Source organism: Pseudomonas sp. URMO17WK12:I6, assembly GCF_003253625.1.
GTDB lineage: Bacteria > Pseudomonadota > Gammaproteobacteria > Pseudomonadales > Pseudomonadaceae > Aquipseudomonas.
The window spans coordinates 465,557-485,841 of sequence record NZ_QKYZ01000003.1 but is presented as its reverse complement, the minus strand read 5'-3'; the positions used below and the strand labels follow the sequence as shown (position 1 = coordinate 485,841).

General features: G+C 61.9%; 13 protein-coding genes. 7 read left to right on the top strand and 6 right to left on the bottom strand.

The window, feature by feature from the left end; translation table 11 throughout:
- Positions 1 to 392 precede the first annotated feature (392 nt).
- Positions 393 to 1,364: an HlyD family efflux transporter periplasmic adaptor subunit gene (locus tag F475_RS08130; RefSeq protein ID WP_371924272.1), complete on the bottom strand. Its 972-nt coding sequence runs from the start codon at positions 1,362 to 1,364 to the stop codon at positions 393 to 395.
- Between the two features lie 383 nt (positions 1,365 to 1,747).
- Here F475_RS08130 and F475_RS08125 point away from each other — a divergent pair, with 383 nt between their 5' ends.
- The 7 genes from F475_RS08125 (at position 1,748) to tkt (ending at position 8,317) form a co-directional block, all read left to right on the top strand.
- Positions 1,748 to 2,182 carry a hypothetical protein gene (locus F475_RS08125; protein ID WP_225602876.1) on the top strand — a complete coding sequence of 145 codons (435 nt, stop codon included), beginning with the start codon at positions 1,748 to 1,750 and terminating at the stop codon, positions 2,180 to 2,182.
- The gene (locus tag F475_RS08120) at positions 2,179 to 3,654 is read left to right on the top strand and encodes an ATPase domain-containing protein (protein ID WP_111453638.1); all 1,476 of its coding nucleotides are present in this window, start codon (positions 2,179 to 2,181) and stop codon (positions 3,652 to 3,654) included. Before F475_RS08125 ends, F475_RS08120 begins: the two co-directional genes overlap by 4 nt.
- A gap of 9 nt (positions 3,655 to 3,663) precedes the next feature.
- A complete protein-coding gene (locus tag F475_RS30670; RefSeq protein WP_256597082.1) occupies positions 3,664 to 3,954 on the top strand; it encodes a hypothetical protein in 291 nt (96 codons plus the stop codon).
- Entirely contained in the window at positions 3,915 to 4,685 is a 771-nt protein-coding gene (locus F475_RS08115) for a sensor histidine kinase KdpD (RefSeq protein ID WP_225602874.1), read from the top strand. Before F475_RS30670 ends, F475_RS08115 begins: the two co-directional genes overlap by 40 nt.
- Positions 4,686 to 4,938: 253 nt before the next feature.
- Entirely contained in the window at positions 4,939 to 5,667 is a 729-nt protein-coding gene (locus tag F475_RS08110; RefSeq protein WP_111453649.1) for a Crp/Fnr family transcriptional regulator, read from the top strand.
- 114 nt (positions 5,668 to 5,781) lie between these two features.
- Positions 5,782 to 6,036: a DUF1652 domain-containing protein gene (locus F475_RS08105; protein ID WP_111453637.1), complete on the top strand. Its 255-nt coding sequence runs from the start codon at positions 5,782 to 5,784 to the stop codon at positions 6,034 to 6,036.
- A 190-nt stretch (positions 6,037 to 6,226) separates the two neighbouring features.
- On the top strand, positions 6,227 to 8,317 hold the full coding sequence (gene tkt, locus F475_RS08100; protein ID WP_111453636.1) for a transketolase: 2,091 nt from the start codon (positions 6,227 to 6,229) through the stop codon (positions 8,315 to 8,317).
- Here the strand turns inward: tkt and F475_RS08095 are convergent.
- From F475_RS08095 to F475_RS08075, 5 genes are all read right to left on the bottom strand, one after another.
- On the bottom strand, positions 8,288 to 9,811 hold the full coding sequence (locus F475_RS08095; RefSeq protein WP_111453635.1) for a mercuric reductase: 1,524 nt from the start codon (positions 9,809 to 9,811) through the stop codon (positions 8,288 to 8,290). The genes tkt and F475_RS08095 overlap by 30 nt on opposite strands.
- A complete protein-coding gene (locus F475_RS08090) occupies positions 9,811 to 11,154 on the bottom strand; it encodes a glucoamylase family protein (RefSeq protein WP_111453634.1) in 1,344 nt (447 codons plus the stop codon). The genes F475_RS08095 and F475_RS08090 overlap by 1 nt, the downstream gene beginning before the upstream one ends.
- A gap of 18 nt (positions 11,155 to 11,172) precedes the next feature.
- Positions 11,173 to 11,319 carry a lmo0937 family membrane protein gene (locus tag F475_RS08085; RefSeq protein WP_105341819.1) on the bottom strand — a complete coding sequence of 49 codons (147 nt, stop codon included), beginning with the start codon at positions 11,317 to 11,319 and terminating at the stop codon, positions 11,173 to 11,175.
- 87 nt (positions 11,320 to 11,406) lie between these two features.
- Positions 11,407 to 19,911 carry a GH36-type glycosyl hydrolase domain-containing protein gene (locus tag F475_RS08080; protein ID WP_111453633.1) on the bottom strand — a complete coding sequence of 2,835 codons (8,505 nt, stop codon included), beginning with the start codon at positions 19,909 to 19,911 and terminating at the stop codon, positions 11,407 to 11,409.
- 121 nt (positions 19,912 to 20,032) lie between these two features.
- Positions 20,033 to 20,191 (bottom strand): DUF3309 family protein, encoded by a 159-nt coding sequence (locus tag F475_RS08075; RefSeq protein ID WP_105341824.1) that lies wholly within the window; start codon positions 20,189 to 20,191, stop codon positions 20,033 to 20,035.
- Between the last annotated feature and the right edge of the window lie 94 nt (positions 20,192 to 20,285).

Below are 20,285 nucleotides of genomic sequence, written 5' to 3'. Positions count from 1 at the left end.
CACCAGTTCATTTTTGGCGACATCCACGCCCACGATTGGCTTGGAAACAGAAACCGACATTGCCATTGAACACCCCCCGAGATATGGTTTTGAGCACTTGAAGGGCTCACCCAGAGGCGCAGGCTTGTTCCTATCGTCGGTCTAGCCAGATGCATTCTTTATCGGCGCTTGGGTGAAAGGAGGAGGGGCGAAATCTCCCACGGATCTGTACTGCGCCAACAGTCAGAATCGAGCCTTGTCCCTCCTCCTCCCTTCAAGTACCAGCATACAAGCGAGCCTTTGTGGCGAGGGGGCTTGCCCCCGTTGGGTCGCGAAGCGGCCCCAATCTACGACTGCTGCGCAGCCGAACGGGGGCAAGCCCCCTCGCCACATAAGCCCGTCCCCATATGGGGTTAGTGGGTTGCCTGATTATCCCGGTTTTCCATGACAGTGACGGTAGCCGTGGTCCCGGCACGCAAGCTGTTTTTGGCGATATAGTCGGCGTCGATCTGAATCCGCACCGGCACTCGTTGCGCCAGTTTGACCCAGGTATAGCTGGGGTTGATGTTGGCCAGCAGGCGACTGCCGGGGGAGTTCTCACGGTCGGCGATAGCAAAAGCGATGCTTTGTACGGTGCCGCCGAAGGTCTCGCCGCTCATCAACTCGATCCTGACCCGATCACCCTCCTTGATTCGCGGCAACTTAGTTTCTTCGAAGTAGCCACTAACATAAAAGGATTGACTGTCAACCAACGCCAACAGCGCACCGCCACCACTAGCGAAGTCACCCTCGCGGGTCAGCAGATTCGTCACATAGCCACTGACCGGCGCCACCACTCGGGTTCGTTGTAAATCCAGCTCGGCCTGGGTCAAGGCCGCAATAGCCAGCTGCACATTGGCTTGCGCCAAGCCAAGGTTGGCCTGGTTTCTCAACAGGTCCGCCTGAGCTACCGCCACTTCGGTACTGGACTTTTCCCACTCTTCGCCGGAGATCGCGAAACGCTGCTTGAGCGTCCTTCGCCTCTGCTCTTCGCTCTGGCGTTGTTTGAGTAAGGCCTCACTGGAAATGATTGATGCCTTCGACTGGCCCTCAGTGGCTTTCGCCACTTCGACTGAGCGCTTCGCGTGTTCGACCGCCAGTGCGTAACGCGCCGGGTCGATTTCCAGCAGCAACTGGCCCTTCTGCACATGCTGGTTGTCCTGCACCTGCAAGCTAATGATGCGTCCCGAGACCTCGGCTGATAGCGTCACCACATCGGCACGCACTCGCGCATCACGAGTCCAGGGTGATCGAGTGTAATGATCCCAAGCAAACCAACCGAGCAGCACCGCCAACCCGACTACGGCCAAAGTCACCAGTTGTGCAACGGTTTTCTTCAGACTCATGAGATACCCATCACCAAAATCACCACCGCACACACGCAAGCGTAGACGGTCATTTTCACTGAGATTTGAATATTTTCAGATAGGTTGTAATGGGCAGATGAGATTGCACAGCCAGCACAACGCGTCCGTCTCGTAGCACCGTACCGCCCCACAGCGAGCCACTGGCGCCGGTAAAAAGGAGGCTTTTCTCTCGGCATCGTCAGAAAAAGAGACGATCACACCCTTGCTTTAACCGATTCTCCAGCCCGTACCGATGGGATCAAGCTCAGATCACAGCCAAAAGGACAATCAGACTGCTTTTTCAATACTGCCTCAGAACTGAGTCTCGATAAACTCGAGATAAGGTGTACTATCAGGCTCTGTCCATCAGATATTAGTCCGTCATGTCCACGCTAAGCGAAGAGAGCCGCCAGATCGTAGCTTCTCTGGCGCACCGTGTTGGTCCCGACGCGGACATTGCGAGGGTCGCCCAAGCGATCGTTTCAACCTTGCAGGATATGGACGCAGCCCTCACGCCCATCATTGGGCCGCAGGGGGTTGCCGCGCTTTACCGCCGTAGCCTCCAGCTTTGCACTTGCGCTCATCCGCGCCTGGCCGGTACCTATGACCGCGTGCAGGCCGCGCTGGATCTGGCTGCCCTCAAATCCGTACTAGTTGAACAAAGCGAAGCCGATGCGTTGTTTTTCGGTGAAGTGATGCTGATCACCTTCTACGAACTGCTGACCACGCTGATCGGGCCCTCGCTCACCGCACGGTTGCTTCGTGACGTGTGGGAACCTTCTTTGAGCGACACCCCATCGCAGGAAAATTCGCCATGAGCACCAAAGTGACTATCAACCGCTTGGCCACCGGCGTGCCAGGATTGGACGAAGTGCTGGGCGGAGGTTTGCCGGAGTTTTCGTTCAACTTGATCGCCGGCCCTCCCGGCTGCGGCAAGACTACCCTCGCTCACCAGATGATGTTTGCCCTGGCGACGCCCGAACGTCCGGCGCTGTTCTTTACGGTGCTTGGCGAGCCGCCGCTGAAGATGCTGCGCTATCAACAGCAATTCGATTTTTTCGACAGTGAAGCGATCAACCATTCGATTCGCTATATCAACCTGGCCAACGACACCCTCGCCGGAAATCTGGACGAAGTGCTGCGGCGCATCGTCAGCGAGGTGGAGGCGCACTCTCCGTCACTGGTGTTCGTCGACTCGTTCCGTTCGGTGGTGCTGGCCAGCCAAACCCAGGACAACCCCAACAACAACCTGCCGCAGTTCATTCAGCAACTGGGCATGTTGATGACCACCTGGCAGGCGACGACCTTCCTGATCGGCGAATATTTCACCGAAACCGACACCAACCCGATTTTCACCGTGGCCGATGGCCTGATCTGGCTGCGTCAAAGCGTTCAGCGCAATTCCATGGTGCGCAAGATGGAAATCATGAAGATGCGCGGCCAACCGACACTGCCGGGGCTGCATACCTTCCGCATCGCGACGTCGGGGATCAAGGTCTTTGCGCCAACGGCGCCCAACCCGGTTGAAGCGCCGCTGGAGTTCCCTATCAAGCGCCTGAAGATGGGCGTGCCGCAGCTCGACGAGATGCTCGGCGGCGGTCTGCCCCGTGGTTATTCCTTGCTGGTAGCCGGGCCTTCGGGCTCGGGCAAAAGCATTCTGGCCGCGACATTTCTCGCTGAAGGCGCGCGCAATGGCGAAACCGGCGTGATCGCGGTGTTCGAACAGCGGCCCAATCACTCCCAGAATGCCACCCTCGCTGGCCTGATCCAGAGTGGCCAGGTCGGTCTGGTGGACAGCCGGGCCCCGGACCTCTCCATCGACGAAATCGTGCAGTTGCTGTTGAGCGAGATCACCCGGCTGAAAGCCACCCGCGTGGTCATCGATTCGCTGTCGGGCTTCGAACTGGCGCTGGCGCCGACCTTCCGCGATGACTTCCGCGAGTCGCTGTCACGCATGGTCACCGCGCTGACCGGCGCCGGGGTCAGTGTGTTGATGACCTCCGAGCTGGAAGACCGCTACACCGATCTGCGTTTCAGTCCTTACGGCACCGCCTTTCTCACCGATGCGATCATCGTTCAACGCTATATTGAAGTAGAGAGCCGCTTGTTGCGGATCATGGCCGTGGTCAAGGTCCGAGCCAGCGCCCATTCAGATCAGTTGCGCCAGTACCACATCGACGATAACGGCCTCCAGATCGGCGAAATGCTGCCGGACCAGGAGGGGCTGCTCGGTGGTCGACCGACAAAACAGAGTTCAGGAGCGGTACGTACGGGAGATAAAAATGTTTGAGCCCGACTCATGAGTAAAGCCGGTGGCAAGAAGGAACGTGAGATGGCCAATGCTGCTCACGAACTCTTCCTGCTTGGACAAAAAACTGTTGAAGCGCGCGCCGTACTGGCAGCACTGCAAAAACAGTTGAGCGACGCCAGCAGCCGGTTGGCAGATACCCAGCAGGTCGAGCAAGTGATCGAGGCCAATCAGCAGCTGGTACTGGCGATACTCTTGGCGCAATCAGACGCTGTACCCCCCCTCGTCTGGAGGAGCAGCGTTTGTACCAGCAATTGCGCGAGGCTAATGCGCAACTGGTAATGGCTGCGCTCAGCGCTCAAGACCTTCAGGCTACAGCCGAGCGCGCATTGAGCCAGCAGAAAAGCGTACTGGCGATGGTGGCCCATGAGCTGCGAAATCCGTTAACACCTATCAGCATGATTGCAGAGCGTATGGTTCGACTGCCTAGCGACCAACTGCCGCGAATGCGAGAGTTGATTGAGAGTCAAGTACAGCATATTTCACAGCTGGTCGACGATCTGCTCGACGTCTCCCGCGCCAGCACGGGCAAGCTGCGAATCAATCGCCGCGATGTCGACATGATGCAAATTCTGATTGAGGCTGTTGATGCGTGTGGTCCTGTGATGATCGCCCAACAGCAGCAGTTCGATGTCCATCTTCCAGATGGCACCTTGATGGTGAATGGTGATTCAGGACGCCTCGCTCAGATTCTTCACAATCTACTGGCGAATGCGGCCAAGTACACTCCGGCCGAAGGCAGAATCAAGCTGTCTGCCACGGTAGAGGCCGACGTTCTGAAGATAAGTATTTCCGACAATGGAATCGGCGTTTCGGCTAAAGCACTCCCTTTTATTTTTGACCCTTATGTTCAAGACGAACACGCCATAGGTTTCAACGGCTCCGGTTTGGGCATCGGGTTGACCGTCGTTCGGGAGCTGGTCGAAGCGCACGGTGGCAAGGTCACCGCCACGAGCGAGGGTAATGGTAAGGGAAGTGAGTTCGTGGTGATGTTGCCGCTGGTGAGCCATTGACGCTTCTTTGCACTTAATAGCACTCACGCCTGATCGAAGCGCTCGCATCGTCTTCCTCCGTTACGCCGCTCTTCAAAGGCCTGAAAGATGACAAGGAGCCTATGGAGCCGCCAATCCTCGACGGCCGTCCAAGGGCCTGGCCCGAATTGAATGTGCCGGCAAAACCGACGGACGGCCCCATATGGCAGCGTACGGCGTGCGCCATGGATTAATCTTTAGGTATTGGAAGTCTCAACCTCGGATGCTGGCTGATATGTTTGATACACCCAAGCCACAACAGAACCATCTTCTGGCGGCCCTTCCTGCACAATCGAGGGAGCGCTTGTTGCCCTACTTCGAACTGATCACCCTGCCGCTCGGCAAGGTGCTCTACGAATCCGGGGATGTCCTGCGGCACGTCTACTTCCCCACCGACGCCATCGTGTCCTTACTGTATGTGATGGAAAACGGCGCATCGGCGGAAATTTCAGTGGTAGGCAATGAAGGCTTGATCGGCATCGCCGTCTTCATGGGTGGTGAAAGCACACCAAGCCGGGCGATCGTACAGAGCGCCGGGCATGCCTTTCGGTTACCCAGCCAGCGACTCAAGGATGAGTTCAATCGCCACGGGGAGATGCTCCTGCTGATGTTGCGCTACACCCAGGCGTTGATCACCCAAATGGCGCAGACCGCCGCGTGCAACCGCCACCACTCGATCGATCAACAATTGTGCCGCTGGTTGCTGCTGTCTCTCGATCGCCTGCAAGACAATCAACTGATCATGACCCAGGAGTTGATCGCCAACATGCTCGGCGTACGCCGTGAAGGCGTGACCGATGCCGCTGGCAAACTGCAACGCCTGGGCGTCATCGAATACAGCCGTGGCCATATCAAGGTGCTGGACAGGGCCGCACTTGAGCAACTGAGTTGCGAGTGCTACGCCGTCGTCAGAAAAGAAACCGAGCGCCTGCTGCCCTATGTTCCGTTAAAACCGTCTTACTGACCCGCACCTGCGTGTTCTAGCGAACAGACCACCCCGACGGCGTCCCTCACACTCCAGCTATGAGACGGTTCAACACTCGCCCTTCCCGAGTCCACCGTCTTCACTGGAGTCATCATGCTATCCACGCTTGAGTTGCGTCACATCATCGAGTCAGCACTCCGTCCCCTGTCCTGCGAGTGCCGAGTCGATCAAAGCGGATCACTGCAAGCTCTGATATTCGAGCCTGTCTCTGGTCGAGTAGAGCTGTTGGTTACGGGAATTAGTACAGCCAGCCTCAATTGCAATCGAGCGATAGGCAAGTTTATAGCTGAAATTCAGGAGGACCTCGAAACGACTCATGGGCAGAGGCCAACGCTCAGGATTGGGTAGAGGCTGAACGAGAAATCCCGGCGCATTGGCGGGCATTTTTTATCTGCTGGTGGAATACACGACATACCTGATGAGCGTTGGATCAAAGCGGGAACCGCGAGTAAAGGGACGTGAACCCGATGATGGATGTGGACCACAACCGAAACACCCGCGACGCGCTGAGTCCCCTTTACCTCACCAAGAGACCATCATGACCAGCAAACTCGACCAGCAATGCATCGATACCCTGCGCTTCCTCTCGCTCGACATGGTGCAAAAAGCCGATAGCGGCCACCCCGGTTTGCCGCTCGGTGCCGCGCCGATGGCCTATGTGTTGTGGACGCGCTGGTTAAAGTTCAACCCGCGCAACCCGCAGTGGCCCGACCGCGACCGTTTCGTGCTCTCCGCCGGACACGGCTCGGCGCTGCTCTATAGTCTGCTGCACCTCAGTGGCTACGAGCTTGCGCTGGAGGAGATCAAGCGTTTCCGCCAATGGGGTAGCAAGACGCCAGGGCATCCCGAGCGCGGACACACGCCCGGCGTGGAGACCACTACCGGGCCGCTTGGTCAGGGCCTGGCCAACGCGGTCGGCATGGCGATGGCCGAGGCGCAACTGTCCGCGCGCTACAACCATCCCGGTCATGCGGTCGTCGACCACCATACCTACGCCCTCGTCAGCGACGGCGACCTGATGGAAGGCGTGGCAAGCGAGGCCGCCTCGCTCGCCGGCCATCTCGGGTTGGGCAAGCTCACCTGCCTGTACGACGACAATGCCGTTACTCTGGCCGCCGGCACCGCCATGACCTTCTCCGAGGATCGTGCGCGGCGATTTGAGGCCTACGGCTGGCACACAGTGTCGGTGGCAGATGGCAATAACCTATTGGCGATAGATGCCGCGCTGCAGGCGGCACGGGCGCAAAGCACGCGGCCATCGTTAATTCTCGTTCGTACACATATCGGCTACGGCTCACCCGAGCAGGACACCTTCAAGGCCCACGGCTCGCCGCTCAGCGTGGAAGAGGTGCGCAAGACCAAGGAGAAGCTGGGCTGGCCCACCGAGCCGGACTTCCTGATACCCGACGCTGCCTTGGCGCATTTCCGCAAGGCCGTGGAACACGGGGTGCGGAGCGAGGCTGCCTGGCACATGCGCATGGACGTCTACACCAAGGCCTTTGCAGAACTGTCCCATGAACTGGAGCAGCGCCTGAACGGGGAACTGCCGCCGGGCTGGGATGCAGACATTCCGGTGTTTCCCACCGATGCCAAGGGGTTGGCCACACGCGACGCCAGCGCCATGGTGATCAATGCCATCGCGCCCCGTCTGCCAGCATTGAGCGGAGGCTCCGCCGACCTCGATCCCTCAACGAAAACCGCGCTCAAGGGCCTTGGCGACTTCAACCCGCCGCCTACCACGGGCACGGATCAACAAGGCTCTGACGTGGGCGGCTGGAGCAAAGCGGGTCGCAACTTGCACTTCGGCGTGCGCGAACATGCAATGGGCGCCATCGTCAACGGCCTTGCCGCACACGGCGGCTTCATTGCCTTTGGTGCGACCTTCTTGATCTTCTCTGACTACATGCGCCCACCGCTACGCCTCGCGGCACTGATGGGCCTGCACGTGGTGCATGTGTTCACCCACGACAGCCTGGCGCTCGGCGAGGACGGCCCTACCCATCAGCCTGTCGAACAACTGGCGAGCCTGCGCGCCATCCCGAATCTGGTGCTGATCCGCCCCGCCGACGCCAATGAAGCCGCAGTCGCCTGGCAGGTTGCGGTGACCACCCGTGACCGCCCTGTACTGCTGGTCTTGACCCGGCAATCGTTGCCAACCCAGGATCGCAACCGCTATGCCCCGGCAGATGGATTGCGTCGCGGCGCCTATGTGCTGAGCGATGCGGCGAACAGCGAGCCCGAACTGATCCTGCTCGCCAGTGGCTCGGAAGTCGCCTTGATCCTGGCGGCGGGCGAGCGCCTGGAACGCGAAGGCATTGCCGTGCGCTGTGTCTCGATGCCCAGTTGGGAGCTGTTCGAGGCCCTGCCGCAGGCCGAGCGCGACGCGGTACTGCCGCCGTCAGTCGGCGCGCGGCTGGCGGTCGAGTTGGGTGTGCGGCAAGGCTGGGAGCGCTACATTGGCGCGCGGGGGGACATGCTCGGGGTAGAACACTTCGGCGCCTCGGCACCGGCCGACGTACTGCTGCGCGAATACGGCTTCAGCATCGACAATGTCTGTGCACGCGCCAAGGCGCTGCTGGGACGGCTTCAGGCTACTGACTCAGCGCTCCATCCAACGCGCCAAACGTGACCTGACGCGAGGAGGCAAGCGGGTACGATTGTAGGCATCGGCGGCCTTGCGGATCGCCTCCGCCTGCGTGGGATAGGCATGGATCACCAGGGCCAATGTGCGCAAGCCGACGCCCGCCACCATGGCCAGGGTGATTTCGTTGATCATGTCGCCGGCATGGCGAGCGACGATGGTGGCACCGAGAATCTGGTCCGTGCGCTCCCTGACGTGGATTTTCACGAAACCCTCCTCCTCACTGTCAGTGACCGCACGATCGACCTGATGCATGGGAATGGTGAAGGTTTTCACCGGAATATCCCGACGGTTGGCCTCACGCACATACAAACCGACGTGAGCAATCTCCGGATCGGTGTAGGTACACCAGGGGATTACCAGCCGGCTCATCCGCTCGCGACCGCGCAGCAGGGCGTTCTGCACGACAATGCGGGCTGAAGCCAGGGCGGTATGGGTGTACTTGTGCTCAAGGCAGACATCCCCGGCAGCGTAGATAAGCGGATTGCTGGTGCGCAGGAAGTCATCGACACGGATTCCCTCACTGGCGTCGTAGTCGACACCGGCGGCTTCCAGGTTCAGGCCCTGGACATTCGGCGAGAGGCCGATGCCGGCGAGGATCGCATCGACGGCAACCGTACTGCGGTAATCGTCGCTGACCAGGTCGACCAGTTTCTGCCCACCCTCTACGCGCACGGCAACGACCTGGGTGTTCAGACGGACCTCGATGCCGTCGCGAGCGAAGGCATCCGAGAGCAGTTGCGCGGCGTCCCGTTCCTCGTTGCCGAGGAACAGCGGCATGTCTTGCACGATGGTGGTTTGTGCGCCAAGCCGGGAGAAGGCCTGGGCCAGTTCACAGCCAAGGGGGCCGCCACCAATCACCAGCAGGCGGCGCGGCAACTCGGTCAGATCGAAAACGTTTTCATTGGTTAGGTAACCGGCTTGCGCGAGACCGGGAATCAGCGGGATATTCGGGGCCGCGCCAGTCGCAATCAAGGCTTTGCGAAAGCGCAGGGTCTGCCCATCGACGGTCAGCGAATCAGCCCCCGTGAAGCGCACTTCGCCGAAGAACATATCCACGCCAATTGCGCTCAATCGTGCCGCCGAATCGCCGCCGCTGAGGTGACTGCGGATACGCCGTACGCGCTCCATCGCGGCAGCGAAGTCGACCTGAATGTCGCTCGGCACTTGCGCGCCATAGTGCCGGGCATCGCGCATTTCGGCATACAACTGCGCCGTCCGGATAATCACCTTCGACGGTACACAACCATTGTTCAGACAATCGCCGCCGATCAACCTGCATTCAATCAACGCCACCCTGGCGCCGAGCGCTACAGCGGTTTTCGCGGCGCCCAGACCCGCAGGCCCCGCACCGACTATCACCAAGTGGTAGCGCTCGGCAGCGTGCGGATTGACCCAGCGCGGCGGATGCACACTGGCCAGGCGTTGACGCTCATAAGCATCCTGCGGCGTGGTGATCGACCCATCGTAGTCTTGCGTCATCAGCCTGCTCCCGCAAATGGCGGTTGCTGCAACCAGCCGCCGTGGAACCCGGCGCGCTGCAAACCGTCGCGGATGTAGGGGCAGGCGCGCATCAGCTCCCAAATCCGTTGGCTACGATGGTTCTCGATCATCATCAGTACAATGCCCTGATCGAGCCCGTAGTGCCCTGGGGACACCCAGGCGCGCCCGTTGGCATCGGCGAGGCTCGGATTGAAGCTGCTGGAAAAGCGCCCTTCGACGCACATTTCCGGGTAGCGCTCCATCATATGCCGCACCGCGTCGAGGACAATTTCCGGCGCAAACGGCAACGACGCCACCACCGAGGGGGCGCACAGTGTGCCGTCATCCGGCCCGTACGGTACGCCACGAGCGGCATAACCGAACAATCGCCGCGGCTCATTGGACAGCTGTGGCTGCTCATCGCTCGGCCCATCGCAAGCGGACAAGCCCCAGCAATTTTCAGCGTAGCCGGCGAACTCTTGCGGGTTACGCCGCGCGTACTCACGCTGGATGTAAGCGGCGCGTCGGCTGTTCTGGAAGTAGTCCGAGCACTTCTCACGCATGAAACCATCGTGGATGCCGCGAAAATCTATCCATGCATGGGAGAAATGGTGGACAAACAGCGGCCCGGCATAGAGATAGTCATGGTCGTAGAGGTTTTCCCACTGATAGGTGGAGGTCCATGCCCGGTAGCAGTCGCCCACGATTGCACAGCTTGGCGAGCCGAGCGCCAACACATACAGCAGGATGGCCTCGCTGTAGCCCTCCCAGCCGTAATGCAGGAACCCGCATTCGGGTTTCCAACCCTGCCTTATCGTCTCACCACTGTCCTGTGCCCAGCGCCAGTCGATGCGCCGATAAAGAAAGTCGGCCAGGCCCCGCAACTCGTTCTCGTCAGCGGTATCCGCGCAAAAATACAGGCTTGCCGTCAACACGCCGGCGATCAGCAAAGCGGTGTCGATCATCGACAGTTCCGAGCGCCAAACCCGCACACCCGTATGGATATCAAGGAAGTGATAATAAAACCCTTTATATCCTGTCGCCCCGGGGCTACCGCTTTGATCGCTGGCCTGGAAGAAACGCAGTGCGGCGAGGCTGAACCGCAGCGCGTCGGCCCGTGTCAACCAGCCCCGATCTACGGCCAGCGGATACACTGACAGGGCGAATCCGACCACCGCGATACTGACGGGCGAACCGGGACGCGAGGTATCGGCCACCAGTCCGTTAAACGGATTCAATGTCTGCAGGAAATAACCCAAGGCGGCACGCTGCAGGCGATCGAAAAGCGCTTCATCGGCGAGTGTGGACTGTACTGTCCGCGAGCGGCGCTCAACCCTGTTCATCGGCAGGACCGAAGAGGCTTATGAGCGCCTGCTCTGAAAGAAACTGACCGCCAGCAAAATCAGCGCCACGATCAACAGGACATGAATGAAGCCGCCCAGGCTGTACGACGTTACCAGCCCAAGTAACCACAGGACGATCAGGACGACCACGATTGTTTGTAGCATGACGATTCTCCGATTGTGATCCAGGACTTTCTGAACACCTCCAGATTGAACGCATCGGCAACGTAGTTCTGTGCGCCAGCGTACCCATTAGAGAACAAGCTCAAGACGATGCGCACATCCGTCCAGCGGCACGCGAACGGCCCCTTGCTCGCAGGTCTGCGGTACACCATCGAGCAGCGCCTGCTCGAGGTCCCGGCAACGTCGTCCCGCCGACTTCAGGCTGATCGTGTAGTCGCTGCCGTCCAGCCTCAGACGGGCTTCAAAACCTGGCCAGTGACGCGGGATGCAGGGATCGACAACGAGAAACGCCCCCTCTCGGCGCAACCCCAGAATCCCCTCTACGCCGGCGCGGTACATCCAGCCGGCCGAGCCGGTGTACCAGGTCCAGCCACCCCGGCCTATATGCGGCGCAACGGAATAGACATCCGCGGCGATCACATAAGGTTCGACCTTGTAGCGCTCGACCTGCTGTGGCGTGCGCGCATGGTTGATCGGATTGAGCAGCGCGAACAGTTCGACGGCCTTGTCGCCCTCCCCGAGTCGGGTCAACGCCAGGATCGTCCACATCGCCGCATGGCTGTACTGCCCGCCATTCTCGCGCAGGCCTGGCGGGTAGCCTTTGATATAGCCGGGGTCGAGCGAAGTGTGCGCGAACGGGGGTGCGAACAGTAACGCCAGGTTGTCGTCGCGGCGGATCAGCAGACGCTCCAGCGAGGCCATCGCCAGCCTCGCGCGGGCGGGATCGGCGCCACCTGAGAGTACCGCCCAGGACTGCGCAATGGAGTCGATCCGACATTCCTCGCACGCCGCCGAGCCGAGCCACGTACCATCGTCGAACGTCGCCCGGCGATACCAGTCGCCATCCCAGGCCTCACGCTCCAACGCTTTGCGCAGCAACCCCGCATGCGCCCGCCACCGCTTGGCACGCTGATCGTCGCGGCCGTCGGCCAAAGGCGCAAAACTGTTCAAGGTGCTCAACAGCAACCAGCCGAGCCAGACACTCTCGCCCTGCCCGCCCGCGCCAACCCGGTTCATACCGTCGTTCCAGTCGCCGCTGCCGATCAGCGGCAAGCCGTGGGCACCGGTCAGCGTCAGACACTGGTCGAGACCGCGGGCGCAATGTTCGAACAGCGAAGCCGACTCGTCCGCGGGCATCGGCTGGAAGAACGCGTCGCTTTCGCTGGGGAGCAACTGCCGCCCTTCGATGAACGGCACGCTCTCGTCCAGCACCCCGGCATCCCCGGAAGACGTGACATAGGTGGCGCAGGCAAAGGCCAGCCAGACACGATCATCGGAAATCCGCGTACGGACCCCCTGCCCCGAATGCGGTAACCACCAGTGCTGCACATCGCCCTCGACGAACTGCCGGGCGGCAGCACGCAGCAGATGAGACCGGGTTTGCGCTGGGTGTGCGAATGCCAGTGCCATGCAGTCTTGCAACTGGTCACGGAAACCATAGGCACCGCTGGCCTGGTAGAACGCCGAACGAGCCCAGATGCGGCAAGCCAGAGTCTGGTAGAGCAGCCAACCGTTAAGCAGGATATCCAGGGCGCGGTCGGGCGTGCGTACCTGCACTGCACCGAGCACTTCGTCCCAGTGCCGTTTGACCGCTGCAAGTACCTCGTCCAGGTCACGCTCGCGGTAACGCAGAACCATCTCCCGGGCAGCATCGGTCGATACGGCCTGCCCCAGCAAAACCAGCACCTCGACAGACTCGCCGGGGGCCAGCTCGACGACGCACTGCAGCGCCGCGCATGGGTCCAGACCGGCACCGCAGGCCGCGGACAACGGAGCTCTACCAAGCAGCGCCCGAGGCGCCGCCGGCCCGCCATGGCGACCGAGGAATTCGCGGCGGTCGGCGGTCCAGGCGCTTTGCCGGCCGCCGAGATCAGCAAATGCCACACGGCCCGGGAAGGCGATACTCCATGGGTTGTGCGCCAGCAGCATGCCGCTGGCGGCGTCGATCTCCGTTTGGATGAACGGCCCGTTGGTCCCGCGCGAGGTGCCGAGCACCCATTCCATATAGGCCGTCACCGACAGTTGACGCGGCCGCCCGGACAGATTGCGCAGGGTCAGTCGGGAGATTTTCAATGGGTCGTCCAGCGGCACATACTGCAGCAATTGCGTGTGAATGCCGTGTGCCGAATGGTTGAAGCGGCTGTAGCCGAAGCCGTGCGCAGCGCGGTAGACGCCGTCGTCGCGGATCGGCTGCGCGGTAGGGCTCCAAAGCTGGTGACTCTCCTCGTCGCGGATATACAGCGCCTCGCCCCCCGGGTCAGCGACCGGGTCATTGGACCAGGGGGTGAGTTGGTTTTCACGGCTGTTCTCGGCCCAAGTGTAGCCGCTGCCGTGCTCCGAGACCTGGAAGCCGAACGCCGGGTTAGCGATCACATTGATCCACGGCGCGGGCGTCGTCTGGTCGCGCTCAAGCGTGATCAGGTATTCCCGCCCGTTGCGATCAAAGCCACCCAGGCCATTGAAAAACTCCAGGCCGTCATCCCCGACCGGTGCCTCCGGCAACGGCCACACTGGCATTGACGGAGGCTGGCGGACGGCAAGCCAGTTGCGCGGCGCAGGCTTTGGCAGGCGCTCGAGCTGGTCTGCAATGGAACCACGATGGGCGATCAACTCGACTCGCGCCACGGCCTGCAGCAATGCCCGTGTTTCTACGGTCATGAGGTCGGTGCGCAATGTGTAGACCGCACCGCGCCTGCGCTCCTCGCCAAAGTGCAGGCGAGACTGAGTGCTGCGTACTGCGGTTTCTATCGCCTCCTGCAGGTCCTGCACATAGGACGACGCCCGTTCGTTGAGGATGACCAGGTCGACGTGCAGGCCCTTTATCCGCCAGTATTCACGGGCACGCAGCAACTGACGGACCTGGGCGAGGTCCTCGACCTCGTCGATGCGCAAGAGAACCAACGGCAGATCACCAGAAATCCCCAGCGGCCATAGCCCCGACTGGCACCCCGCCCCTCGTATGATGGCCGGCGCCGAAGCGCGAAAACGTGGGTCAACATAGAGAATCGGCGCGGCCAGGCGCTGGAAGTCCGCCGCCTCCTCGGAGTCGATGCCAAGGTCGCGCAATTGCACCTGGGCCTGGGTCCAGGCCAGGGTCTTGGCGCGCTCGAAGGCATTGCGTTCATGGTGCTTGTCGATCAGATCCAGTAATTCCTCTCGCGAGCTTGCGACCACCGTCCAGAAGGCTACCCGCGCAACTTTGCCGGGCCCAACCCGCAGACGTTGACGCAAGGAAAAGATCGGATCGAGGACCGTCCCCTGGCTGTTCGACAGCGCCCGATGCCCGGTGATCGCCAGCGCCTCGCGCACGCTACGGTTGCGGCCAAGGAAACGCGCGCGGTCGGACTCGTATTGCGGATCAGCGATCAGCTCACCTTCCACCACCACGAAGTGCGCCGCCCATACCGGCGTTTCCTCCGGTCCACGCGGGCGGCGAGTGGCGACCAGTGCCGTGAACTCGGCAAGGTATTCAGTCTGCACGAACATTCGCGAGAACACTGGATGCGCGCTGTCAGCGGCCCGAGTCGCCAGGACCACCTCGGCATAGGAGGTCAGTTCGATGTCGCGTGGCCTGCGCCCGTTGTTGACCAGCGAAACTCGCCGCACTTCGCCGTTGTCCTCGCCGGACACCAGTACTTCCAGGCTGGTGACCAGCGAGCCTTGGCGATGAATGAACTCGGCCTGATCCTCGTGGAACAGCACCTCGCCGTTTTCAACGTCGCGGCCACTGGGCTGCAGCGTCGCCGACCAGGCTTCCCCACTTTGGGTGTCACGCAGGAAGATGAAGCTGCCCCAGTCATCGCGGGTGGCATCCTCACGCCAGCGCGTCACGTCGATATCCCCCCAGCGACTGTAACCGCCGCCTGCCGAGGTGAGCATCAGCGCGTAGCGGCCATTGGAGAGCAGATGGGTGATCGGCGCGCCGCCGCCTCCCGCATCGATGCGCCGCAGGGTTTCGCTGCGGCCCTCGGTCGCGGAAACAGTCACCTCTTCGGCTCGTGGATGCGCCAACAGTACGTCCCGTGGCACGCGCTCCTGCAGTAGCAAATCGCAGGCCTGAATCATCGGCTCGCGGTGGAAACGGCAGCGCATCCTGCCATCGTGCAAGGCATTGGCGATGGCAACGATGGTCATGCCCTGATGGTGGGCCATAAAGCAGCGAACGATCGCCACATTCTCGTCATCCGGCAGCCGTGAGCGGGTGAAGTCCAGCGCCTCGTAGAAACCATAGCGGCCCTGCGCGCCCATCCCGGCCAGCCGCTCGTAATTGCGGCGCGCCGCCTGCGGATCGATCATCGCCGCCAGACCGGTCGCATAAGGCGCGACCACCACGTTCTCGGACAGCCCGCGCTTGAGGCCAAGCCCGGGCACACCGAAATTGGAGTACTGGTAGGTGAACTCCAGATCGCGGGCGTTGTAGGCGGACTCCGAGATCCCCCAGGGGATGCCCAACGAACGGCCGTAGGCTTCCTGTAACGCCACCACCAGACGAGTGCTCTGTTCCAGCAGGCTGCCAGCCGGCGCTCGCATCACCAGTGACGGCATCAGATATTCAAACATCGAGCCGGACCAGGAGATCAGCGCCGAGCCGCCGGGGACCGGCGTTGCGATGCGTCCGAGGCGGAACCAGTGACGAGTCGGGACATCCCCCTTGGCAATGGCGAACAGGCTGGCCAGTCGTGCTTCCGAGGCGAGCAAGTCATAGCAGCTCGGATCGAGGCGATTATCGGTTTGGGAGTAGCCGATCGATAGCAGCTTTCGTTCGGGGTCGAGCAGAAAACTGAAGTCCATCGCCCCGGCCATCGCCCGGGCCATATCGGCGAGCGCTTGCAAGCGCGGCGCCAATGTAGACCGCGCCTCGTCCGGCAGCGTGCGGTCGCGCAGGTGTTCAGCCACTGCCTTGCGCAGCGCTTCGACCCAGAACAGCAGGTCATCACCCTCGCCGACCGGAACGACCCTGACGGCCACCTTGGCGGCCTTCTCGGTCAGCCGCTTCAGACTCGGCAGCAGTCCGTCGAATGCTTGCAGCCCCGCCAAGTGGACGCGGACTTCCTCCAGATCGTCGCGCAGTTGCCGCAGCGGCTCGCCACCGGCGCCCGACAGCCCGCCAATGGCCTCCTGGACCAGCCACAGGTCGTCCATCAGGCCACGACAGGCCTCCTGCGCCAACGGGCTTTCCCGCCACTCATCGCAGGCGTTGGCGAGCACGATCAGGTGCCCGGCGAAGTTACCACTATCGACCGACGACACGTAGGCCGGATGCAAGGCTCGCAGGTCGTGGGTCGCATACCAGTTGAAAAAATGCCCGCGGTAACGCGGCAGCTTCTCCAGGGTTGCCATGGTCGCTTCCAGGCGCTCGAGCGTCTCAATGCTGCCGGCCCAGCCAAAGTCGCGGGCAGCGACTGCCGAGAGCAGGTAGAGCCCAATGTTAGTCGGCGAGGTGCGATGTGCGAGTACCGGTTTGGGCTGTTCCTGGAAATTGTCCGGCGGCAGCAGGTTATCCTCCGCTGTAACGAAGGTTTCGAAGAAACGCCAAGTGTGTCGCGCGGTCAAGCGCAGGGCATGCGCGTCCAGCGGCGAAGCCGTGCGCTGGCGGGCGACCTTCGATGGCCGGCTGCTCAGCAGAGCCAGCGCCGGCGCCGCCAACCAGAGCAACGCTAGTGGCCCGACTAACGGCCAGGAGCTGGGCGCGAAGGCCAGCCCGGCGGCGCTCATCAGCAGCGCAAGCGCGGTGCCACCAGCCATCTGCCGGTAACTGCCGCGCAGGTCTGGTAAAGGGCAGCCGGAGGCCTGCGCGGCGGTGGTCCATTCGAGCAGGTGATCGTGGCTGGAGAACATCCGCACCAAGGTGCGCCCGATAGCGTCTCCCATGCGCCATGCAAGGTCCGCCAAAAAGGCCAGCGAGAGCACAATCTGCAGAGCCGCGCGACGCAGGTCGGCACCTAACATGCCGAAGTGATTGCGCAGACGGATGCCGCGCCGCTGCGGCAGCAGGGAGCAGACGGTTGGCAGCAGGGCCGGAATCATCAGGGTCGCCAGCACGAACAGTGTAGCGAGCAGCGCCAGCGGCAACGGCAGCCACCAGCAGAACACCAGACTGGCCAGGGCGAAGGGCGCGAACAACGAGCGACGCAGGTTGTCGAGCATCTTGCAGCGGCCGATCGGCGGTACCGCCTGAGCCCCCCTCCAGTGCCCGAATACCCAAGGAAGCAATTGCCAGTCGCCGCGCGTCCAGCGGTGCAGACGTTTGGCGGTGACATCGAAGCGCGCCGGGGATTCTTCGATCACTTCGACATCCGAGGCCAGGCCGGCGCGGGCGAAGATGCCCTCGAATAGATCATGACTGAGCAGCCGGTTGTCGCCGACCCGGCCACCGAGCGCGGCTTCGAAGGCATCCACATCATAGATACCCTTACCGGTGTAGGAACCTTCGCCGAAGAGGTCCTGGTAAACATCCGAAACCGCCGACGCGTAGGGATCTATGCCGCCGGGACCGGAGAACACCTGCTGGTAAAAGGAGCCCTCGCCGCCCAGCGGCAGAGAGGGCGTGACCCGTGGCTGGAGGATCGCGTAGCCGCTGACAATGCGCTTCAGCGCGGCGTCGAAACGTGGGTGGTTCAATGGGTGAGCCATCTTGCCAATCAGCCGCAGCGCCGCCTCCCGCGGCAGGCGGGTATCGGCGTCAAGGGTGATCACGTAGCGCACCCCGGCCGGCACTTTCGGTGCCTCGCCGAAGATGGACATGAAACTCGTCTCGCCATCCCCACGCAACAGGCGGTTTAGCTCGTGCAGTTTGCCGCGCTTGCGTTCCCAGCCCATCCAGCACTGCTCGCGGGCATTGAACAAGCGCCGCCGACAGAGCAAGAAGAAGCGCTGGCCGCCGGGCCCAGGCCCATAGCGGCGATTCAGCTGTTCGATCGCCTCGGTTGCTACCGTCAGCAAATGCGCATCGCTGTCGAGCTCCTCTTGCTGCGCATCGACGCCATCGGCCAGCAAGGCAAAGGCCAGATCGCCGCCGATGCCCGCCAAATGGTGGACCTCCAGTCGCTCGATCTGCTCCAACAGATCGGCTTCGCTGGTCAACAGCGTCGGCACAGCGATCAGCGTACGTAGCGCCTGCGGCACGCCGGCGGACAACTCCAACCCCGGCAGAGTAATGGCGCCGAAACTCCGGGTGACTATGCGGTTGACCAGCGCCGTGGCCACCTCGGTGACCGGCATGCACATCGACAGCAGGAACAACAGGATCCAGCCAACAGCCACGGACGGCACCGCCAAGGCCCAGGCCATTAGCGCCAGTAGCAGCGTGGTCAGCAAGAAAATGCTGCCAACATAGCCGCCGATGCCCAGGCGAATGTTGAAGCGGCTGATGCGCAAGCGCAGAGGTGCGCGAAAGCCCATGGCCCGCTCCAGCGCCGGGCGTCCCTCGGCGATCAGGTGGTAGCCAGGATCGCTCGCTCGCCCACCCCACTCCTCGCCCTGCTCGGCGCTCTCAGCCAGGCGGGCAGCCTCCAAGGCCCGGTCGGCGACCTCCAGTTCCGAGAGAGCCGAGCCACGCGCCAGTTGCTCGATGGCGCTGCGGTACAGGTTGCGCGTCGGGAAGTCCATAAGGGCAAACGCACTGCCCGCGCGCAAGCGCGCATCGACCAGGCTGACACTTTCAAACAGCTTGGCCCAGTCAATATCGGAAATCAGCCGCATGCTGGTGATGATGTTGCGCACCGTGACATTGGAGGCACCCTGGCGTTGCTGGGCGTGCTGCACCACCTCCTCGACGCAAACACCCTGTGCTTGCAGACGTTCGTCCAGCCAGCCCAGCGCCGGGGTCGTACGCGGATCCTGGTCGCGCAGGCGTTTAGCGAGTTGAGCGGCGAACAGCTCGGGCAACCGCCCGAGCGGACGCGCGGCGATGTCTGCCAGCGCCGAACGGGCGCTGGCAGGTACGAGCAAACGATCGGCCAGTTCGTCGGCGTCCGCGCGGGCCATACGACCGTCGTCGATCTGCTCGGCGAGTCGGCGCAGGTTCTCGATCAGGACGATACGCAGGGTGATCGCCACAGCCCACAACTCACCGATGGTCAGCGGCTGGACCCGCTGGTACGCATCGATGAAACACCGCAGCATGTCGAGGTCGAGATGACTGTCGGTATGCGCAACGAAGGCCCAGGCCAGGCCAAAGACCCGCGGGTAGCCAGCGAACGGTCCCTCGGCGAGCTTCGGCAACTGGCGGTAGTAGCCAGGTGGCAGATCATCGCGAATTTCCCGGATCTGTTCCTCGACGATATGGTAGTTATCCAGCAGCCATTCGGCGGCGGGCACCACGCTGTGGCCGCTCTCAAGCTCCGCGGCGCTCGCCCGGTAGGCGGCGAGCAGGACCGAAGCGTTGTCGTCGAGGCGTACATGCAAGGAAAGCACAGTGGGCGGCCTGGGTGTCACCTGCTGGGCGATGGCCAGACTCTCGGCATGCTGCTCAAGTCGCTCGATACCGAAAAGCGTCTCCCGTACCGGCGCATGGTCACTCCAGGGGGGTGATAGAACGCGCTGCCCAAGTGCCCGGCGGAAGATTGAATGCATAAATAACGTTCCGAGACGCGCATCGGTCTCATCAGCAAGCTAGGTAGCGAACCTCAGACAAGGCGGCAAGGGGCTCGAAACAGCAACATGCCGCTGTTCAGTCAAGCCCGGCGCCAGTCAATCAAAGTCGCCCCATTAGCAGCAGCACGATGACGATGATCACCACAATGCCCAACCCACCGCTTGGCCCGTATCCCCAGCTCCTGCTATGCGGCCAACTCGGGAACGCACCGATCAACAGCAGGATGAGAATAATTAACAGAATTGTGCCCAAGCTCATGGCTATCTCCTCGGACGCATGAAGAAACTGGCTGGTTGACTATCGCTCAAAGCGCGTCCAGCAATCTGACAGAGCCCAGATTGAGTGTATTCAC

Bases quoted from the DNA above. Each gene is read 5' to 3' on its own strand.
- F475_RS08125 (WP_225602876.1), top strand. From the start codon at position 1,748: ATGTCCACGCTAAGCGAAGAGAGCCGCCAGATCGTAGCTTCTCTGGCG.
- F475_RS30670 (WP_256597082.1), top strand. From the start codon at position 3,664: ATGAGTAAAGCCGGTGGCAAGAAGGAACGTGAGATGGCCAATGCTGCT.
- F475_RS08130 (WP_371924272.1), bottom strand. From the start codon at position 1,364: ATGAGTCTGAAGAAAACCGTTGCACAACTGGTGACTTTGGCCGTAGTC.
- tkt (WP_111453636.1), top strand. From the start codon at position 6,227: ATGACCAGCAAACTCGACCAGCAATGCATCGATACCCTGCGCTTCCTC.
- F475_RS08075 (WP_105341824.1), bottom strand. From the start codon at position 20,191: ATGAGCTTGGGCACAATTCTGTTAATTATTCTCATCCTGCTGTTGATC.
- F475_RS08120 (WP_111453638.1), top strand. From the start codon at position 2,179: ATGAGCACCAAAGTGACTATCAACCGCTTGGCCACCGGCGTGCCAGGA.
- F475_RS08080 (WP_111453633.1), bottom strand. From the start codon at position 19,911: ATGCATTCAATCTTCCGCCGGGCACTTGGGCAGCGCGTTCTATCACCC.
- F475_RS08085 (WP_105341819.1), bottom strand. From the start codon at position 11,319: ATGCTACAAACAATCGTGGTCGTCCTGATCGTCCTGTGGTTACTTGGG.
- F475_RS08105 (WP_111453637.1), top strand. From the start codon at position 5,782: ATGCTATCCACGCTTGAGTTGCGTCACATCATCGAGTCAGCACTCCGT.
- F475_RS08110 (WP_111453649.1), top strand. From the start codon at position 4,939: ATGTTTGATACACCCAAGCCACAACAGAACCATCTTCTGGCGGCCCTT.
- F475_RS08095 (WP_111453635.1), bottom strand. From the start codon at position 9,811: ATGACGCAAGACTACGATGGGTCGATCACCACGCCGCAGGATGCTTAT.
- F475_RS08090 (WP_111453634.1), bottom strand. From the start codon at position 11,154: ATGAACAGGGTTGAGCGCCGCTCGCGGACAGTACAGTCCACACTCGCC.